The organism is Clostridium estertheticum subsp. estertheticum (assembly GCF_001877035.1).
GTDB classification, from domain to species: Bacteria; Bacillota; Clostridia; order Clostridiales; family Clostridiaceae; genus Clostridium_AD; species Clostridium_AD estertheticum.
This window is the reverse complement of record NZ_CP015756.1, coordinates 3,958,809-3,976,957: the sequence shown is the minus strand read 5'-3', so window position 1 is coordinate 3,976,957 and position 18,149 is coordinate 3,958,809. Positions and strand designations below refer to the sequence as shown.

The window sequence follows — 18,149 nt, the reverse complement described above, 5'->3', positions numbered from 1 at the left end:
TCATACTATTTTACTTAGCAAAGGATATATTTATTCGATTTTTTCAGCTGTATTATTCGGGAGTGCGGGATTATTTGTAAAGCTAGCTTCTGGTCTTGGAATTGATGCTATAAGTTTACTCACACTTCAGTACATTATAGCTGTTCCATTAATGTTTGTAATCATGTATATTTTTAATAAAAAGTCATTTAAGGTAACAAAAAAGCAATTATTAAGACTCGCGATACTTGGAATCGTTGGAAATACATTTATGACAGTATTTTATTATACAGCCTATAACTATTTACCTATTCAAATGGTGGCTATATTACTATATACATATCCTATAATGGTATTCATATATTCAGCGGTGTTTAAGAAGGGATCAATAAGTTACATAAAAGTTTTTGCAGTGTTTCTGGCATTCTTTGGTTGCCTTTTAACTCTTGATATTTTATCAAGCCGACCTAAATATTCACTTATTGGAGTAATATTTGCTTTAATATGTGCAATGTTTTATGCCTTTATGAATATTTATAGTGAAGAAAAATTACAGGGAATTGGACCGTTAACTATTAATGCCTATTCAACACTTTTTTCACTAATAAGCCTTATGATATACAAATTCCCTCTATTTGTTTTTAGGGGTGATATAACTAAAAGCCTTTTAATATATACAATTATACTTGCCATATTTTGTGAAATCATTCCTTTAACACTACTATATGCAGCTATAAAATATATAGGATCGCTTAAGGTATCTATAATAGGAAATCTAGAAATACCAACTGCTATGATTATATCGTTTTTTATATTACATGAGCATATTACACTTATGCAGATAGTTGGTACTGTTTTAGTAATATGTGCAGTATATATGATAAGAACAAAGAGGACAAGCACGGAGAAGTTGTGAAAAAGGATATTAATGGAAATTTAATTGTATTTAATAGGTTAATATATTATAATTAAAAATTACAAATTATTTTTAGAAGGGAGCAAACAATAGATGGATTTAAACATTATATTGGTTTTAAAAGCTATAATAATAGCTGTAGTCGAAGGAATAACAGAATTTATTCCTATTTCCTCCACGGGGCATATGATCATTGTGGGAAATGTTATAAATTTTAAAGGCCCGTTTGCAGATAGTTTTGAGGTAGTAATTCAATTAGGAGCAATTCTTGCTATTATAGTTTTATATTGGAGTAAAATATGGAACTCGATTGTGGAATTTTTTAAACTTAAGCCGTCAGGTATTAAATTTTGGACTAATATTATAATCGCATTTATACCGGCTGCACTTTTTGGTTTTCTTCTAAATGATAAAATAAAAAAATATCTTTTTAATCCAGGTACCGTGGCCATAGGACTTATAGTTGGAGGAATTCTATTAATTATTATTGAAAATAGATTTAGAAATAAGCATACAACAAAAACTGTAGAGAAAATAAGTATTAAACAATCATTTAAAATAGGATGTTTTCAATGTTTGGCACTTTGGCCAGGAATGTCAAGATCGTCATCTACTATAATGGGAGGTTGGATTTGCGGAGTTTCTACAGTTGCTGCAACTGAGTTTTCATTTTTCCTTGCAATACCAACTATGGTAGGAGCAGCAACACTTACTTTATATAAAACGGGTATGAATTTTAGTAGTGGAGAAATTATTACCTTGGTTATAGGGTTTATAGTTGCATTTTTGGTTGCACTTCTTGTAGTTGAAAGATTTATTGCTTATTTAAAGACAAAACCTATGAAGGTATTTGCTGTTTATAGAATAATTGTTGGTATAGTTTTATTATGTTTAATTAAATTTACTACTATTTTAATTTAATTTTCTCCTACGTGGCACCAAATAAGAGGTTGAAACATGAAATTCCATTAAGAAATTCATAATAATATTCATTTACATCAGGACGCACTACAAGATAAAAAAGCTAGTTATCTAGCTTTTTTATCTTTGACCCATCACTTATAAGTACAATAGTTTTATCTAGGTCAGTTCTATAGACAATAGTGTTTAGTCTTTTAAGTCTATCTAAGGTTTCTCTATTTGGATGACCGTAATCATTGTCTATGCCACAGCTTATTACAGCAATCTTTGGAGATACTTTAGCTAAAAATTCCTTTGAAGAAGATGTTTTACTACCGTGATGTGCAACTTTAAGTACCTGAGCTGATAGATCATACCCATTAGCTATTAACTCCTGCTCAGCTTGAGTTTCTATATCGCCTGTAAATAAATAAGTTGAATTTTTGTATGATATCTTTAGAGTGCAAGAGTAATTATTTAGATTATCGTAGGTGGTTTTATTTGGGGATAACATAATACAAGTGGCATTAGGACCTAAATTTAAAGATATATTAGGAGTAGCTATTTTTATTTTTAGATTTTTAGACCGAAGTGCGTCAATCATATCATTAAATGTTTGAGTTGAACTTATTGCTTTGGGTGCATAAAATTCGCCAACTTCAAAGTTTTTAATAACACTAGCCATTCCACCTATATGATCTTCATGGGGATGGGTTGCAACTATATAATCTAGTTTTGTGATATTGTTTTTTTTCAAATACCTAATTAATTTTTGTTTTGAATCACTTGTACCACTATCAATTAGTAAATTTTTATTATTCACTTGAATAAGTGCGCAATCACCTTGGCCAACGTCAATAAAATGAGTTACCATATTGTTTTCTAAATCTAAGCTAGTTTTTATAGTAGATTTGTAGCTTATAGTTGTACATACAATTACAAAAATAAGTGAAACACAAATAAGTGTATATTTTAACCAGGTTTTTTTTGGCATAAAGGTAATCTCCTACATAATATTTATTTATATAAATGATGTTGCCCAAATGTATAAATAAATATCAATATTTACGAGAAATTTGAAATAAAACTTATTAACTAGTATAATTATATATGTAATTAAATTAAAGAATGATATGTAATTAAATTAAAGAATGAAAGGAACAGATATATGAGAACTATATATTTTTATATGCTTTTTATTATTAATTTGATTTGGATAAGCATGAAGAAACCCAAATTAAACAGAATCAAAAGGCAAAAATCTATAAAAGAAGCAGAGGTATACCTATTTAAGGTGGCTACGAATTGGGCTAAATTTATACTAAAGGCCGCAAATTTGAATTTGACAGTTAGTGGAAGAGAAAATATACCAAAGGAGGCTTGCCTTTTTGTTGGAAATCACCAAAGTGATCTTGATATACCCGTAATATTATCTAATATGAATAATATTACGGGAGCTGTTGCTAAAAAAAGTATGATCAAGATACCAATAATGAGTTATTGGATGAAACAAATACATTGTGTGTTTATGGATAGAGAAAACCCAAGACAGGCACTTAAGGATATTGCAGAAGGTGTTGAATACTTAAAAAATGGATATTCAATGCTCATTTTTCCAGAAGGAACTAGAAGTAGAAGTAACACTATGGGAGAATTTAAGAAGGGTAGTATGAGGCTTGCAATAAAAGCAGGAGTCCCTATTGTTCCTATAACATTGTATGATACTTATACGGCCTTGGAAGGTAATAATGGCAAAATTAAAAGGGCAAATGCTAAGCTTATCTTTGGTAAACCTATATATCTTGATGATATGTCAAAGGAAGAAAAAGCAAATATATCGGATGTAATACAAAACATAATTCAAAACAATTTGAACAAGGAAAACGAGAAAAAAATTGGTTAATAATCTCTTTCAGAGCTGCGAGTCATCTCTTTCAGAGCTGCAAGTCATTTCCTGCGCAGCTCTTTCTTTTAATTTATATTATAATTAATCATACCTTTTTGTTATTAGATCTTCAATTATAGATATTTTTTCTTGTAGTAAGGTATTTTGATTTTTATAATTTAATATTGCTTTTTCAACTTCTTTATTTTTACTATTTACAGTGTTTATCGCTCCTTGTAATCTTTTGTTTGTATCAGTTTTTTCTTTTAGAATTGGTTTGTAAATTTTATTTAAAGTAAAATTTTTATCGATTAAGAAGTATGTTTTATTAAAAAATGATGTAATATATAATTTACTATTTTTACGTATATATTCTAATGTGGAAATAATCAAGTCTATAAATTTATTCATGTATAATCACCTCAACTACATTCTACATAAAGAATACTATGAAAGGCAAGGTAATAATTATGGATAAAGATAATAATAATCATTACTTAGAGAATGTGAATCGTAAAATAAAGAAGTTAGACAATATAAAAAAACAATATGAACTACAATTAATCGATCAAAGCAAGCTCTTAGAACATAGTAATAGTGTTAGCGGAGGGTTAAAGTTTACAAATAATATGCTAAATGATCATTATAATAGTTTACTGAGACTACTCGAGCAACAAGGAATGATTTTTGAAATGAAGTTTACAAATTATATTCCTCATCAATGGGAAAATTTGATTATAATAAAAAAATCTAATGGATATGAAATTCAATCTAAAGCCGGGGGTTTTATAATGATGTTAAATAATAAGTATTCTAAGATTATACAAGATGTAAATAAAAAACAATCACAAAGTTTAATTGTAATAAGAGTTAGAGATAGGTTGGCTTTGGTACAGTTAAGATTTAATTTGAATATAAAAGAAGTCGAATTTTAAATTCGGCTTCTTTTAAATTTTTAATATATTTATTTAGAAATTATTTAACTTCAGTCCTGTCTCTGTCACTATCTCTGTCTCTTCCGAGGAAAGATAAAGCATATAGGCCACATAAACCTACTAGAGCGAAAATAATTCTTGTTAAGGCCGAGCCAGTACCGAATAAGCTGGATACTAGGTCAAATCGGAAGAATCCAATTAATCCCCAATTTATAGCTCCTATAATAACTAATACTAGTGCAGTACCATCTAGTGCTTTCATTGTAAACATCTCCTCTTTAATAAAGTATTGTGATATTATTGTTTACAATTACTCAAAAATTATTACATTATTAAAAAAAAATTATTTTATTTGACCATGTTTCTCATAGTGAGCTATTTCGACTACAGCATTTGTTTCATCAACGAATACTACTGTAGGTTTAATTATTTTTGCTTCTTCTTCATTTATTTGGCAAAAAGTCATAATTATTATTTTATCTCCAGGTTGGACACATCTAGCGGCAGCTCCATTTATGCACATAACTCCACTACCTGCATCCCCTGCGATAACATAAGTCTCAAATCTATTACCATTATCAATGTCTACGATTTGAACTTTTTCATATTCTAGAATATTAGATTTTTCCATTAGTAATTTGTCTATTGTTATACTTCCTACATAATTTAATTTAGCCTGCGTGATTACGGCTCTGTGTATTTTAGATTTTAACATAGTTAATATCATATTAATCCTCCTGTAGTTCTATTTGGTAGTTAATAATTATTAATTAATAAGTTAAGCTTCATATATAAAATTATCTATTAATCTTGTTTTGCCAATATATATAGCTATGGCAACAAGAATAGGTTTGTTTGCAAAGTCTATAGCATCGAGGGACAAAGCATCTACAATTTCAATATAATCAATCCTTGCCAAAGTCTCAGTTTGAATTTGCGCTTTTATAATTTCTTTTAAAAGATTTGTTGACCGTTCACCATTTGACAAGGCTTCTCTACATTTAGTTAAGCTTTTATTTAGAATTAAGGCTGCTTGTCTTTCTTCTGGTGATAGATAAACATTACGTGAGCTTTTTGCAAGTCCATCTTTTTCACGTATAATAGGGCAACCAATAATTTCTATATCAAAATTTAAGTCTCTAACCATTCTTTTTATTATAGCTAACTGCTGAGCATCTTTTTGCCCAAAATAAGCTTTGTCTGCAGGAATTATATTAAAGAGTTTTGAAACTACAGTACATACTCCAGCGAAATGATTTGGCCTTTTAGCACCGCAAAGCCCTGCTGCAAGTTCTTTAACACTCACACTTGCTTCTATATCCTTATAATACATTTCTGTGGCTTTTGGTGCAAATATTAAATCAGCTCCAGCACCCTCACATACAATTTCATCCTTATTTAGATCTCTTGGGTAAGAATCTAGATCTTCACTAGGACCAAATTGTATTGGATTTACAAAAATACTTACCACAACTTTCTCATTTTCTTTTGCAGCGCGGCTTATTAAACTTGCGTGGCCCGCGTGTAAAGATCCCATAGTAGGAACTAAGGCAATGCTATAACCTTCTTTTTTCCAAACTTTGACTTGATTACGAACTTCGTTAATAGTTTTTACAGTATTCATTTGCTAGAGGCATTAGTACCATAGTGTTATTAATGCCAATTACACTTCCTTTCTTAAATAAATTTAATATAAACTTTTTAAAATTTCATCATTTATTTTAAAACAGTGTTCACTGGATGGAAAAGTTCCTTCGGTTACTTCTTTAATATATGATTTAAATCCAGATCTCATTAGGTCACCTACATTTGCAAAACGTTTTACAAACTTTGGTTTAAAATCCTCAAACATATTTAGCATATCTTGGTATACTAAAATTTGACCGTCACAGCCACCACCAGCACCTATACCAATAGTTGGTATAGTTACTTCCTTTGATATAAGCTCTGCAAGTTTTGCAGGTATACATTCAAGTGTAATAGCAAATACACCTGCATCTTCTATTTTTTTGGCATCTTCAATAAGTTTTTTAGCGTCTATGCTATTATTTCCTTGGACTTTAAAGCCTCCAAACATATTAACAGATTGAGGAGTTAGCCCAATGTGACCCATAACAGGTATTTGAGCAGCAACTATCGCTTTAATCTGAGGACAAACTACAGCTCCGCCTTCCAGTTTTATAGCCGATGCTCCCGCTTCTTGTAAAAAACGCCCTGCGTTTTTAACTGCATCACATAATGAGCTTTGATAAGACATAAAAGGCATGTCTCCTACTACAAGAGCATTTTTAGTGCCGCGAACAACAGCTTTAGTATGATGAAGCATATCATCCATAGTGACACTTAAGGTGTCTTTGTACCCAAGGCAAACCATGCCTAATGAATCTCCTACTAAAATACCATTAACGCCACATTCATCAATAATTTTAGCCATTGAATAATCGTAAGCTGTAAGCATTGTTAATTTAGTACCTGCTTTTTTTGCAGATATAAAGGTAGAAACAGAATTTTTCAATTTTCAATCCTCCTACATTTTTAAATATTGTTTGAATTAATATTTATGATTTTTGGTTATTTACTTGAATGTCCCTTATATAGAAAAACAAGGGTTGCGTAAAATTAAATAGGGTAAATTAAGTATGCGATTGCATCTGAATTGTTTATATTTAAAAGAAAACCAGAGGTTAAGTCACTCGCTTAGGAGCTGCAACCACTAGTATGAAATATTTCGAATTAGTAAATCTAGAAAAACATCTCATGGTAACTGAGAGTGGTGATACTCATTTAGCGCCGTCTCATTCATAATGATATGAGCAGATTATTTAATGATTTTTTTATGTTAAACAATAAAGTGCAGTTCGCAATCGATACTACCCAAAAATATTTTAGCATAAATTTATTTTTAATACAAACATAATTTTACAAATATAATTATATAAATTAATGCATAAACTATTGATATATTGTAGAAAATGTTTGATAATGTATAATATACATTCATTTGTAGAAAAGGTGGGATAAATATGGATATAGCCATGCAAATACTCGGTATGATAGCATTTACAATTGTTGTTTTTATAATATATTATGTTTTAAAAACTTTTTTACTTAGTAAAATAAAAATTAATAAGTGGGCAGTGCTTACAATAGCTATAGTATTTTTTATAGCACCTGTATTTATGTGGCCAACTATGCCGACCCTTGTATCTAGATATGTAATACCAGGGGTATTTGTTATTTTTGCTTTATGGTTTATGGATTTATCAGGATTTATGAAAAGAAGAAATATTTCTAGATCAAAGTATAATAATACTGGTTATAAAAAAGATAAAAAAAATGATATAGTTATGAGGCCTAAAGCTAAACCAAACAGAGTTAAGAATAATAAAAAGTAATAAAGAGAAGTACAAGTTTCTTATGGAAATTTGTACCTCTTTTTTTGATAAAAATTTGACAATGGTTAAAAATATTAGTAAAATTAATAAATAATAACATATGCTGATTAAGATGGATATATATTCAATGAGGGACTGAATGTAATAATTGGATAAAATGTTTGAAACATAAAATAATCAGGCTATGTTTAAGCTGAATATTATGGTATATGCTTACAATCCTGTAATTATAATAGATTAAGAAATTAATGAGGAAATTTTGATATTATCAATATTATTTTAAACATAGCCCAGAATTATAGGGGACTAAGATTTATGAAACAAAAAAGAGCGAATGAAAAAAGAGTAAAAAGAACGTCTATTAAAAAGAAATTTATATTATCAATGAGTGTAACAACGCTAGTGGCTTCATGTTTACTTGCAGGAACTTTTATAACATATTCATATAAACAAATAAAAACTTCAACGGAGGAACAAAATTCTAGCATTGCACAAAGTTCAGGTCAAAATATAGATACATATTTATCAAAGTATGAATCTTCTATTAAGGAAGTTGCAAGTGGAATTGGAACCGTGGATAATGGCAAAGATAAAAATGTTATGATAACAAATTTACTTAAGAATGCACAAAATAATGATAAATCTCTTGTTGATACATATTACATTAGTGCTAAAACAGGATTTATGGACATATTTCCTTGGAGTCCTTATCCAGGCGTGGCGAGAGATTTAAAAGCTTTTAAGGATACAAAAGCAAAAGGGGATATAGTATGGTTTGATGTTTACAAGGATAAAGGTGGAACAAAAGAAATGATGATTTCTATTACTTATCCTGTAAAACAAAATGGAAAATTCATAGGAGCTTTGGGATATGATATTAGTTTAACATCAATGGGAGATGTTAGGACAACTCTTGAAAAAGGAAATAGTAATAAATTAATTTTCCTTGATAACAAGGGAACTCTAATAAGTTCTTCACTATTTACTCAAATGGGTAAAAATGTAGCTCCAAGTTTTTCAGGGAAATATGATGATAAAGGAATTGAAGATATTGTAGCAAATAAAGAGGATTTTAGTAAACAATATTCTTGGGCTGATAAGGTTTATAGTGATAAGAAAGGAATAACTGATGCAACTATAGCAGGGACCAATTATGATGCATCTTATTCCACAATAGAAGGTTTAAATTGGAAGGTGGTTTCATTAAAACCTGAATCAGTAGTTACAAGTAAAGTAAATTATCTAGTTAGGTTAAGTATTATAGTTTTAGTTGTGACATTGATGATAGTAGTTCTATTAGCTGCTATAACAAGTGATAAATTGGTAAAAGGTATTAAACATATTAAAGACGTAGTTAATAAAACAGCAAAGGGTGATTTGACAATATTATTAGATATAAGATCGGGCGATGAATTAGAAGATTTATCAAATGACTTTAATGATATGACAAGAAATCTAAATTCTTTAATTTCGGAGTTAAACCAAAAATTTAAAGCAGTACAAGAAACAGCAAGTAGTTTGATTACTATATCAAAACAAAATAGTTTAGCAATTGGAGAGGTAACAGAGTCTATAGGAGAGATATCTTCTGGAACACAAGGACAAACAGAGCAGATTGAGAATGGAGCTGCTGCTATTGTAAGTCTTGGCCATGAAATTGAAACAATCAGTGATAAATCAAGTTTAATAGAAAACTTACTAAATAAGACTACAAATGATATTGGTAAAGGTAATAATGATGTTAGAACCCTAGAAGGTTCATATGCAAAACTTGAAACGTCACTTGGAATGGTTTCTGAAATAATTAGTGAATTAAATAAAAAATCAAATAATATAGCAGAAGTTACAAATGTTATATCGGATATTTCAGAACAAACTAATCTTTTATCATTGAATGCTTCTATTGAGGCTGCAAGAGCAGGTGAGGCAGGTAAGGGGTTTGCAGTAGTTGCAGAGGAAGTAAAGGAACTTGCTGAAAAATCTAAAGATTCGTCATTAAATATTAAAGAGATTATTGATAGCATAATAACTGATACAAGTTCCGCAGTTGAATTTATGAATAAAACCAATGGAATTAATCAAATTCAAAAGGAAGCTGTAACAAATATAAATATGTCAATGCAAGAGATCACCTCTTCAATTGATGAGGTATTGTCCCAGGTTAAGGAAGAAATTCAAGGTATAAAGAAAACCACTGCAGATAAGGATAATGTGGTTACAATGATAGATGGTATATCAGAAGTTGCACAAGAAACTTCTGCTTCTACGGAGCAGATAGTTGCTTCTATGGAAGAACAATCTGCTTCCTCAGAAGAAGTTAATAACCATGCTAATAATCTTATAGTATTAATTGAGGAACTTCAAGGTAAACTTGAAATGTTCAAATTTGAATAAATATTATATTGGTGGATTCATTAAATTAATTTTAGATGAAGACGGCGGTATAGTTGATATTTATTAGAAATTAAAATATTAAACCAATACCCCTAATTGTAGAGTGATACAATTGGGGGTATTGTTTATAATTAATGAAAATACCGTAAGTGTAATTAACAGCTGGATTAGGAAAGTTAATGGCTGTTTTAAAGCATCAGCAGGTTCAAATGTTGTTCCAAAAGTAACATTTTAGTTAATTACAGATAAAGCTAAATATCTATCTAAAATCAATTTTTTGTCTTCTTATCCCTACATTTAAAACTAATCCTAAGGAAATAAAATTAGTAAGCATAGAACTTCCTCCGTAACTCATAAATGGTAATGTTATTCCGGCAATTGGCATAATTCCAATTGTCATACCTATATTTTGAAAAATAGAGAATAAAAATGAAGCAACTGTACCTACACAAATTAAACTACCTGCAATATTTTCTGATGATTTAGCCAATTTGATTATTCTACACATCATTACTCCATATAATGAAAGTAAACATATAGCTCCAATTAAACCCCACTCTTCTCCAACCGCAGCAAATATAAAATCAGTATGAATTTCAGGAATAACTCCAATTTGAATCCCTTTAAAAAATCCATTTCCTAATAGACCACCGTAACCAATTCCTGATATCGATTGTGTTAATTGATATGAAATACCCTGTTGATAAGATGCAGGATCTAAAAAGGCAATAATTCTATTTTTTTGATAAGTTTTTAGAACTCCAGTAAACCATATTAGAGTGCTAATAGGAATTATAGCTATCGCTCCCAAAAAAATGACCTTCAAATTCAAACCTGATATATATAATATAGAAAAAGCAATAAAACAAAATATCATTGCCATACCTAGATTAGGTTGCTTTATAATTAAAGCTATAGGAAGTAAGGCATATAAAGATAGAATGAGTAAGTTTTTAGGCTTATTTACATCGCCTTCCATATATTCTATTCGATTTGCGAGAATAAGTATTAATCCAATTTTCATAAATTCGCCTGGCTGAAGACTGAAGCCTCCAATCCTTATCCATGAATTAGCTCCATTTATAGATTTGGTCATAAAATCAGTATATAACACTAATACAATTCCAACCCAATAAATTAGGTATGAATAACTAAGTATTTTCTTATAATCAATCAATATAATGATAAATACTAAAATAAATCCTATTAATAGCCATATTAACTGTGATTTTAAATAATAATATTTATAATCTGAATATGTAGCACTGTAAATATTAAGACTGCCGAAAACAACAATAAGAATTGCAGTGATAAGAATTATATAATCCAATTTTTTAAATAAATTTTTTTTCATCGTAAACAACCGCCTTTAAAATTTAGTGAAAAAGAAACTCTTTGAAGTTTTCTTCAAAGGATATAGCTCAAAGTGATGAATTAACATTATAATAATACTTTTTTTATTACCTTGACACACTCATCTATTAAAACATCTCTGTCTAAAATTGATTTGTCAGCATAAACAATTTCGTGACAGGTATCTTCAATTAATGAATATATCAAAAAATATTTTTCTTTACTATGTTTAATATTTAAATTGAAAAATTTAAATTCTTCGATATATTTATTGAGCAAAAGTTTTTGTTGTTCACGAACTTGGTATTTAATATCATTATCTATATAACATAATGTCATCATTTCTTGATGGAAATTTGAGTATATTTTGTGGCTTTGAATTATTATATTTATAGTGGTTTTTATAATTAAATCCAAATCACTTGTATCTTTTATTTTACTCAGTTCGGTAACACTATGATTATAAATAGCGTTTCCGTATAAATTTGTAACTTCTAGAAATATATCTTTTTTATCTTTAAAATATGCATACAGACTCCCCGTAGCTAATTCCGCTTCCTTAGCAATTTCAGCTGTATTGGTGTTGAAATAACCTTTTTCATTGAATATTTTTAGTGCGGCATCAATTATTTTTTTTCTTTTTTCAATTGATCTTTTTTGAACTGGTATTCTTATTTCTCTTTTCATAATATCACCTAGTTAGATTTTAAGGTAAAGCGTATCTTTTGTCAACAATATGAAATTAATTTCATGTTCTTGACATGGTGAAACATAAAGTATACAATACGAATATGAAATAAGTTTCACATTAGGAGGGTTTTATGAAAAAAAGTAAGGTTATTTTAGGTTTTACAGCACTAATTATTGGTTGTTTTTTGGGGGTTCTGGATAGTACTATAGTAAATATAGCATTACCAGATATAGCAACTTATTTAGGCAAAAGCATTAATGATGTAAGTTGGGTTACAACTGCGTACTTGTTATCATTTTCAGTTTTTCTAATTATAGGTTCTAAAATTGCAGATCAATTTGGAAGAAAAAAAATTTTAATAATAGGATTATTTATATTTGGGTTATCATCACTACTCTGTGGGGTAGGGAATTCATTTATATTTTTGATCATTATGAGATTTTTTCAAGGGATAGGCGCTGCAATTGTAACTCCTGTAGTTTTACCTCTAGGACTTGAAATTTTTGGCAAAGAAAAAAGAGGTTTTGTAATAGCTGTATCAGGTGGGATTACAGCTTTAGCAGCCGCTGCTGGGCCACCTATGGGCGGAATAATTATCCAATATTTGAACTGGAAATATATTTTTTATGTTAATGTTCCAATGACTATTATAGCTATAGTTTTTGCAGCTTTATCGTTGAATGAATCTTATGATACTACAGTTTCAAAAAAAGTAGATGTTCTAGGTGCAATTTTACTTATGATAAGTATATTTTGCTTAGTTTTTTCACTTCTTAAAGGAAACGATTATGGATGGCAATCAAAAACAATAGTATCACTTTTTTGCATTTGTATTTTATCAATTATTACATTTTTAATTATTGAAGTTAAAACTAAAGAACCAATGCTACCACTTAATTTATTTAAGGAAAGTACATTTACGGCTTCTTGCATTCTTTATATGTCAGCAGGGTTTGCAACAGCTTCGCCACTTTTATTATTAAATTTTTATCTAGAAGAGGTATTTAACTACTCTCCTCTTAAGTCTGGCCTTGTACTGATGACTCTTTCACTAGCTTCGGTATTAGGTATCCCTCTAGGTAGTATTTTGGTTAAAAAGATTGGATCAAGACTTGTTAATTTCTCAGGAATACTTATTGTTGGAGTAGGCACAGTGTTGTTATCGCAGATAGACATAAACACTTCAATAACAAGCATGAGAATAACCCTTGTTATTATGGGAATTGGATTTGGATTTTCAGTGCAATCAATCGCTTCATCAATAAAATACCTACCTGTAGAAAAAAGTGGTATAGCATCAGGAATTATTAATGCTGCAAGGCAAATAGGAATGTGTATAGGAATTGCAGTTCTTGTGAGTATATTAAATAGTAATGTCACAAATGCAACTAATAACATTAAAAAGGATGTTACGACCCAAATAAATTCACAAGCAAATCTACAACCAATTATTAAAGGAAAAATGTTAAATAAAATTAATAATCCAAATCAAGATGTTATTAGAGACATTAAAAATAAGGAACTAAGTAAAGCATTCGATAACACTTTCGTAGTTTCCTATACTATAGTTTTTTTATTGTCCATATGTGCATTATTTACTGATAGAAAACAAACGGATATTGAAAAACTCATAGTATAAATTTTTCAACATAAAAATGCTCCCCTTTCCAAATTTGTCTAGTTTAAGGGGAGCATATCACTTTTAATTTCGCATTTTGTAGGTCACATTAATCAAATAATATCATAACATTAAATTATTCAGTGCATGTCCAACTTTTACTCCTAATAAAAATATTAAAGCACCTATACCTATAATTAAACAAGCTTTAATAAAGGGGTTGTCATTAATGAAAGATATAATATAAAAAAAGATTTTATTTTTTACTATTAATAAATCCACAATATCACCTCTTTTTAGATAAATTTATACATTATACGATTAATTTTACAATGCAATCATAGCATAATTTATCATAATTTGCTATAATTATGATAAATTAATCATGAAAAATGTGAGGTGTATAATGAAAAATATATTTAAAAAATATTATTGTATTAAGCAACATGACTATAAAGATTGTGGTTGCGCTTGCTTAGCAACAATATGTAAGACATATGGATTAAAGTATCCAATATCTAAAATAAGGGAGGCGTCCGGTACTGATAAAAAGGGGACAAGTGCTTTAGGAATAATTAAAGCATCAGAACGATTAGGTTTTTCGGCTAAAGGGGTTAAATCGAGTAAACCGGAAGACATATTTAGTGGAATACCATTGCCAGCTATAGCACATGTGATCATAGATAAAACACTCTTGCATTATGTTGTTATACATAAGATAAGTGAAAAAGAAATTTTAGTTGCAGATCCAGCAAAGGGGATAGTTAAATATAAACCAGCAGATTTTTTCAATATATGGACAGGCATACTTATTCTTATGACTCCAACTGTTAAGTTTGAAAAAGGAAATGAACTTAAGGGAGTATTTTCAAGGTTTTTTGATTTGATAAAACCACAAAGGGGATTATTAGTTAATATATTTTTATCGTCTGTATTAATAACCATATTTGGTATTTTAGGTTCATTTTATTTTAAGTTGTTATTAGATGACATAGTACCAAATAATCTAACTCAATCATTACATATGTTTTCAATTGGATTTATTATTTTAATTACATTTAAGGTTATTACAAATGCTTTTAGAACTCAGCTTTTAATTCATTTAGGTCAACGTTTAGATATTCCGTTAATGCTTGGATATTATGACCATGTAATTAATTTACCAATGAACTTTTTTGGAACTAGAGAAGTTGGAGAAATTATATCAAGATTTAATGATGCTTCTAAAATAAGAGATGCTATTTCAGGTGTAACTCTTACTATGATGATAGATGTTTTTATGGTTATAATAGGTGGATCAATATTATATTCTCAAAGTTCTTTATTGTTTGGAATTACTTTAGTACCATTAATTCTTTATGGAATAATAGTTTTTATATTTAAAAAAAGTATTGAAAAAGTTAACAGAGAAACAATGGAAAGTAATGCAAAATTAACATCTTATTTAGTTCAATCATTAACTGGGATAGAAACTATAAAAGCTTTTAATGCAGAAGGGGAAGTTAATGCAGAAACAGAAAAAAGATTTATAAAACTTATAAAAGCTGTATTTAAAAATGGATTTATAAATAACTTTCAGGTATCATTAAAAGGTTTTGTAAAAGGGATATTTTCAATTGTAATACTTTGGATTGGAACATTACAAGTATTAGGTGGGAAAATAAGTTTTGGGGAACTACTAACCTTTAATGCCTTATTAGTATATTTCCTAGACCCAATAGAAAATATAATCAACTTACAACCAACTGTACAAACAGCGATAGTGGCAGCTGAAAGGCTTTCAGAAATACTAGATTTATCATTAGAAAAATCCATTGATGAAAATAAAAAAATAGTTCCTGAAACATTAAAAGGTGATATAGAATTTAAGGATTTAGATTTTAGATATGGGACAAGAAGTCTTATATTAAAAAATATAAATCTAAAAGTTAAATCTGGAGAAAAGATAGCTTTAGTTGGTGAAAGTGGCTCTGGGAAAACTACATTAGCAAAATTACTAATGAACTTCTATCAATGTGAAAAAGGTGAATTACTTATAAATGGATATAACATAAAAGATATTAATGTGGAGTCATTAAGAGATAAAACAGCCTATATATCACAAGAAACATTTTTATTTAATGGAACAATAATTGAAAATTTATCACTTGGAAATCCATATTTAACATATGAAGAAATTATAGAAGCTTGTAAAAAGGCTCAGATACATAACTTTATAAACTCAATCCCTTTAAGATACAACACTTTAGTAGAAGAAAATGGTTCTAATTTTTCAGGAGGCCAAAAGCAAAGATTATCAATAGCAAGAGCCATACTTAGAAAGCCTGAAATTCTTATTATGGATGAAGCAACAAGCAATTTGGATTCAATAACTGAAAGAGCTATTGAAAAAACAATATATGAATTTAGTAAGGATATAACAACTGTAATAATTGCACATAGATTAAGCACTATTATGAGATGTGATACTATTTATATTTTAGAAAAAGGAGAAATTATAGAAAGAGGTTCTCATATAGAACTTATAAAACAAAAGGGTAAGTATTCTGAGTTATGGAAAGAACAACTTCCAGATAGTTATGAAGAAGAAATGGTAGCAGCTAAGGAGGTAGAAACAAATGAAATTTAAAATAGAAAGTTTGGATGACCTTAGTGAAAGTAGGCAAGTAATGGAAAATGAACCTAATAAGTTCATAAGTATATTTGTTTATATTTTATTAGCAGTAATTATTTCTTTCATACTATGGGCGTGTTTTAGTGAAAAAGAAGTTGTAGTTAACGTAACGGGAATGGTAAAACCAAATGAACAATCTTATGTAGTGTCTAACCCCATAGCTGGAGAAATAAAAGAAGTATATATGAAAAATGGACAAACTATAAAAAAAGATGAGGTTTTATATAAAACAGATGATACCCCATTACAAACTCAGAGGAGTAAAGTTGACGGTCAAAAAAAAGTTTTAACAAATGATATTAATAACTTAGGTAAACTAAAGAAAAGCATTGCTGATAATACTAACTATTTTAAGGAGAGTAAAGAAGAAAAAGAGCATTATTATAAATATGAAAGTTATACTCTTGGTAATAAAGCGTCAATTGAAGATAAAACTAATTTAATAAACTCTAAAAATGATTCAGTTAATCAAATAAATCATTTAGAAAAATCAATTAAATCAATCGAAGATAATAAAAATTATAATGCAAAGGGAAGTATTTATAATGAGCAGTTTAATAATTATCAAATTTCAAGAAAATCTATAGATGGTAAAATACAACAATTAGTAATAAGCAAAAAAGTATTACAAAATAAAATAGGGTCTGGTGATGCAATAGCACAAATTGATGCTGAAATACAAGATAATAAGAATGGGTTAATTAAATTAGAGAGTGATATTAAATTGGAGGCTAGGAAGTCAATCAATGAATTAAGGGGACAATTAAAAACTACTAATAGCAATGTAATTAAATTTGATGAAGGAGTAAATTTATCAAAAGAAAAAAACAAAATAACATTACTAGCTCAAATAGAGGAAAAGTTAAATTCAAATGATGAAAAGTTAAAAGAAGTGGATGCTAGCTTGAAGGAAATTAATGAAAATATAGAAAAGTGTAAGGTTAAATCTAATATTGACGGAAAGCTTGATATTAAGGCCAATTTACAACCTGGAATAATAATTCAAACTGGGGCAATAGTTGCTAATATTTTGCCTAAATCAAATGCTTATAAAGTTGAATTAATTATACCTGATAAAGATATCGCAAATATAAAGGATGGACAGGAGATTAAATATAGTTTTACTTCATTACCATATAATGAATATGGATTTTTGAAAGGTAGTATGGAAAGCATAAGTGTTAATTCTCAAACGGATAGTGAAAAGGGTATTGTTTTTTATAAAGGAGAAGGAATATTAAAAAATAATATTTTATATAGTCATAAAAATGAAGAAGCAGTAATAAAACCAGGCATGACATGTGAAGCAAGAATAATTACACGAAGAGAAAAGATGTTATATTATTTACTAGAAAAATTAAATTTTAAAGATTAATTTTTCTAGTAAAAGTTTTTCTCATTAAATGATA

At 28.7% G+C, this 18,149-nt stretch carries 18 protein-coding genes; 10 read left to right on the top strand and 8 right to left on the bottom strand.

The window, feature by feature from the left end:
* The first annotated feature begins 7 nt into the window (after nt 1-7).
* The gene (locus A7L45_RS18580) at nt 8-895 is read left to right on the top strand and encodes a DMT family transporter (protein ID WP_084647514.1); all 888 of its coding nucleotides are present in this window, start codon (nt 8-10) and stop codon (nt 893-895) included.
* Nucleotides 896-988: 93 nt separating this feature from the next.
* On the top strand, nt 989-1,816 hold the full coding sequence (locus A7L45_RS18575) for an undecaprenyl-diphosphate phosphatase (protein ID WP_071614166.1): 828 nt from the start codon (nt 989-991) through the stop codon (nt 1,814-1,816).
* A 103-nt stretch (nt 1,817-1,919) separates the two neighbouring features.
* Here the strand turns inward: A7L45_RS18575 and A7L45_RS18570 are convergent, their stop codons facing one another.
* Nucleotides 1,920-2,789: a ComEC/Rec2 family competence protein gene (locus A7L45_RS18570; RefSeq protein ID WP_071614165.1), complete on the bottom strand. Its 870-nt coding sequence runs from the start codon at nt 2,787-2,789 to the stop codon at nt 1,920-1,922.
* 174 nt (nt 2,790-2,963) lie between these two features.
* Between A7L45_RS18570 and A7L45_RS18565 the strand changes: the two genes are divergently transcribed.
* Nucleotides 2,964-3,698, top strand: a complete 735-nt coding sequence (locus tag A7L45_RS18565; RefSeq protein ID WP_071614164.1) for a lysophospholipid acyltransferase family protein — start codon at nt 2,964-2,966, stop codon at nt 3,696-3,698.
* Nucleotides 3,699-3,782: 84 nt separating this feature from the next.
* Here the strand turns inward: A7L45_RS18565 and A7L45_RS18560 are convergent, their stop codons facing one another.
* The gene (locus A7L45_RS18560; RefSeq protein WP_071614163.1) at nt 3,783-4,091 is read right to left on the bottom strand and encodes a hypothetical protein; all 309 of its coding nucleotides are present in this window, start codon (nt 4,089-4,091) and stop codon (nt 3,783-3,785) included.
* A 38-nt stretch (nt 4,092-4,129) separates the two neighbouring features.
* Here A7L45_RS18560 and A7L45_RS18555 point away from each other — a divergent pair, with 38 nt between their 5' ends.
* Nucleotides 4,130-4,615: a hypothetical protein gene (locus A7L45_RS18555; protein WP_170288072.1), complete on the top strand. Its 486-nt coding sequence runs from the start codon at nt 4,130-4,132 to the stop codon at nt 4,613-4,615.
* Nucleotides 4,616-4,655: 40 nt separating this feature from the next.
* Here the strand turns inward: A7L45_RS18555 and A7L45_RS18550 are convergent, their stop codons facing one another.
* The 4 genes from A7L45_RS18550 to panB all read right to left on the bottom strand — a co-directional run bounded on the left by A7L45_RS18550 (nt 4,656) and on the right by panB (nt 7,130).
* Nucleotides 4,656-4,877, bottom strand: a complete 222-nt coding sequence (locus tag A7L45_RS18550; protein WP_071614161.1) for a DUF378 domain-containing protein — start codon at nt 4,875-4,877, stop codon at nt 4,656-4,658.
* A gap of 81 nt (nt 4,878-4,958) precedes the next feature.
* A complete protein-coding gene (panD, locus tag A7L45_RS18545; protein ID WP_071614160.1) occupies nt 4,959-5,342 on the bottom strand; it encodes an aspartate 1-decarboxylase in 384 nt (127 codons plus the stop codon).
* A 51-nt stretch (nt 5,343-5,393) separates the two neighbouring features.
* Nucleotides 5,394-6,239, bottom strand: coding sequence for a pantoate--beta-alanine ligase (gene panC / locus A7L45_RS18540; protein WP_071614159.1), 846 nt, complete (start codon nt 6,237-6,239; stop codon nt 5,394-5,396).
* Nucleotides 6,240-6,302: 63 nt separating this feature from the next.
* Nucleotides 6,303-7,130, bottom strand: a complete 828-nt coding sequence (gene panB / locus A7L45_RS18535; RefSeq protein WP_071614158.1) for a 3-methyl-2-oxobutanoate hydroxymethyltransferase — start codon at nt 7,128-7,130, stop codon at nt 6,303-6,305.
* A gap of 508 nt (nt 7,131-7,638) precedes the next feature.
* Here panB and A7L45_RS18530 point away from each other — a divergent pair.
* From A7L45_RS18530 to A7L45_RS24130, 3 genes are all read left to right on the top strand, one after another.
* On the top strand, nt 7,639-8,010 hold the full coding sequence (locus A7L45_RS18530; protein ID WP_071614157.1) for a hypothetical protein: 372 nt from the start codon (nt 7,639-7,641) through the stop codon (nt 8,008-8,010).
* Nucleotides 8,011-8,325: 315 nt separating this feature from the next.
* Nucleotides 8,326-10,404: a methyl-accepting chemotaxis protein gene (locus A7L45_RS18525; RefSeq protein WP_071614156.1), complete on the top strand. Its 2,079-nt coding sequence runs from the start codon at nt 8,326-8,328 to the stop codon at nt 10,402-10,404.
* 112 nt (nt 10,405-10,516) lie between these two features.
* Nucleotides 10,517-10,639, top strand: coding sequence for a hypothetical protein (locus A7L45_RS24130; RefSeq protein WP_257786555.1), 123 nt, complete (start codon nt 10,517-10,519; stop codon nt 10,637-10,639).
* A gap of 24 nt (nt 10,640-10,663) precedes the next feature.
* On the opposite strand, the gene rodA is transcribed toward A7L45_RS24130, so the two are convergent.
* On the bottom strand, nt 10,664-11,758 hold the full coding sequence (rodA, locus tag A7L45_RS18520) for a rod shape-determining protein RodA (RefSeq protein ID WP_071614155.1): 1,095 nt from the start codon (nt 11,756-11,758) through the stop codon (nt 10,664-10,666).
* Between the two features lie 86 nt (nt 11,759-11,844).
* The gene (locus A7L45_RS18515; RefSeq protein ID WP_071614154.1) at nt 11,845-12,444 is read right to left on the bottom strand and encodes a TetR/AcrR family transcriptional regulator; all 600 of its coding nucleotides are present in this window, start codon (nt 12,442-12,444) and stop codon (nt 11,845-11,847) included.
* A gap of 134 nt (nt 12,445-12,578) precedes the next feature.
* Between A7L45_RS18515 and A7L45_RS18510 the strand changes: the two genes are divergently transcribed.
* From A7L45_RS18510 to A7L45_RS18500, 3 genes are all read left to right on the top strand, one after another.
* A complete protein-coding gene (locus A7L45_RS18510) occupies nt 12,579-14,087 on the top strand; it encodes an MFS transporter (RefSeq protein ID WP_071614153.1) in 1,509 nt (502 codons plus the stop codon).
* Between the two features lie 385 nt (nt 14,088-14,472).
* Nucleotides 14,473-16,695, top strand: coding sequence for a peptidase domain-containing ABC transporter (locus A7L45_RS18505; protein WP_071614152.1), 2,223 nt, complete (start codon nt 14,473-14,475; stop codon nt 16,693-16,695).
* The gene (locus tag A7L45_RS18500; protein ID WP_071614151.1) at nt 16,685-18,115 is read left to right on the top strand and encodes a beta-barrel domain-containing protein; all 1,431 of its coding nucleotides are present in this window, start codon (nt 16,685-16,687) and stop codon (nt 18,113-18,115) included. Before A7L45_RS18505 ends, A7L45_RS18500 begins: the two co-directional genes overlap by 11 nt.
* The last annotated feature ends 34 nt before the right edge of the window (nt 18,116-18,149 follow it).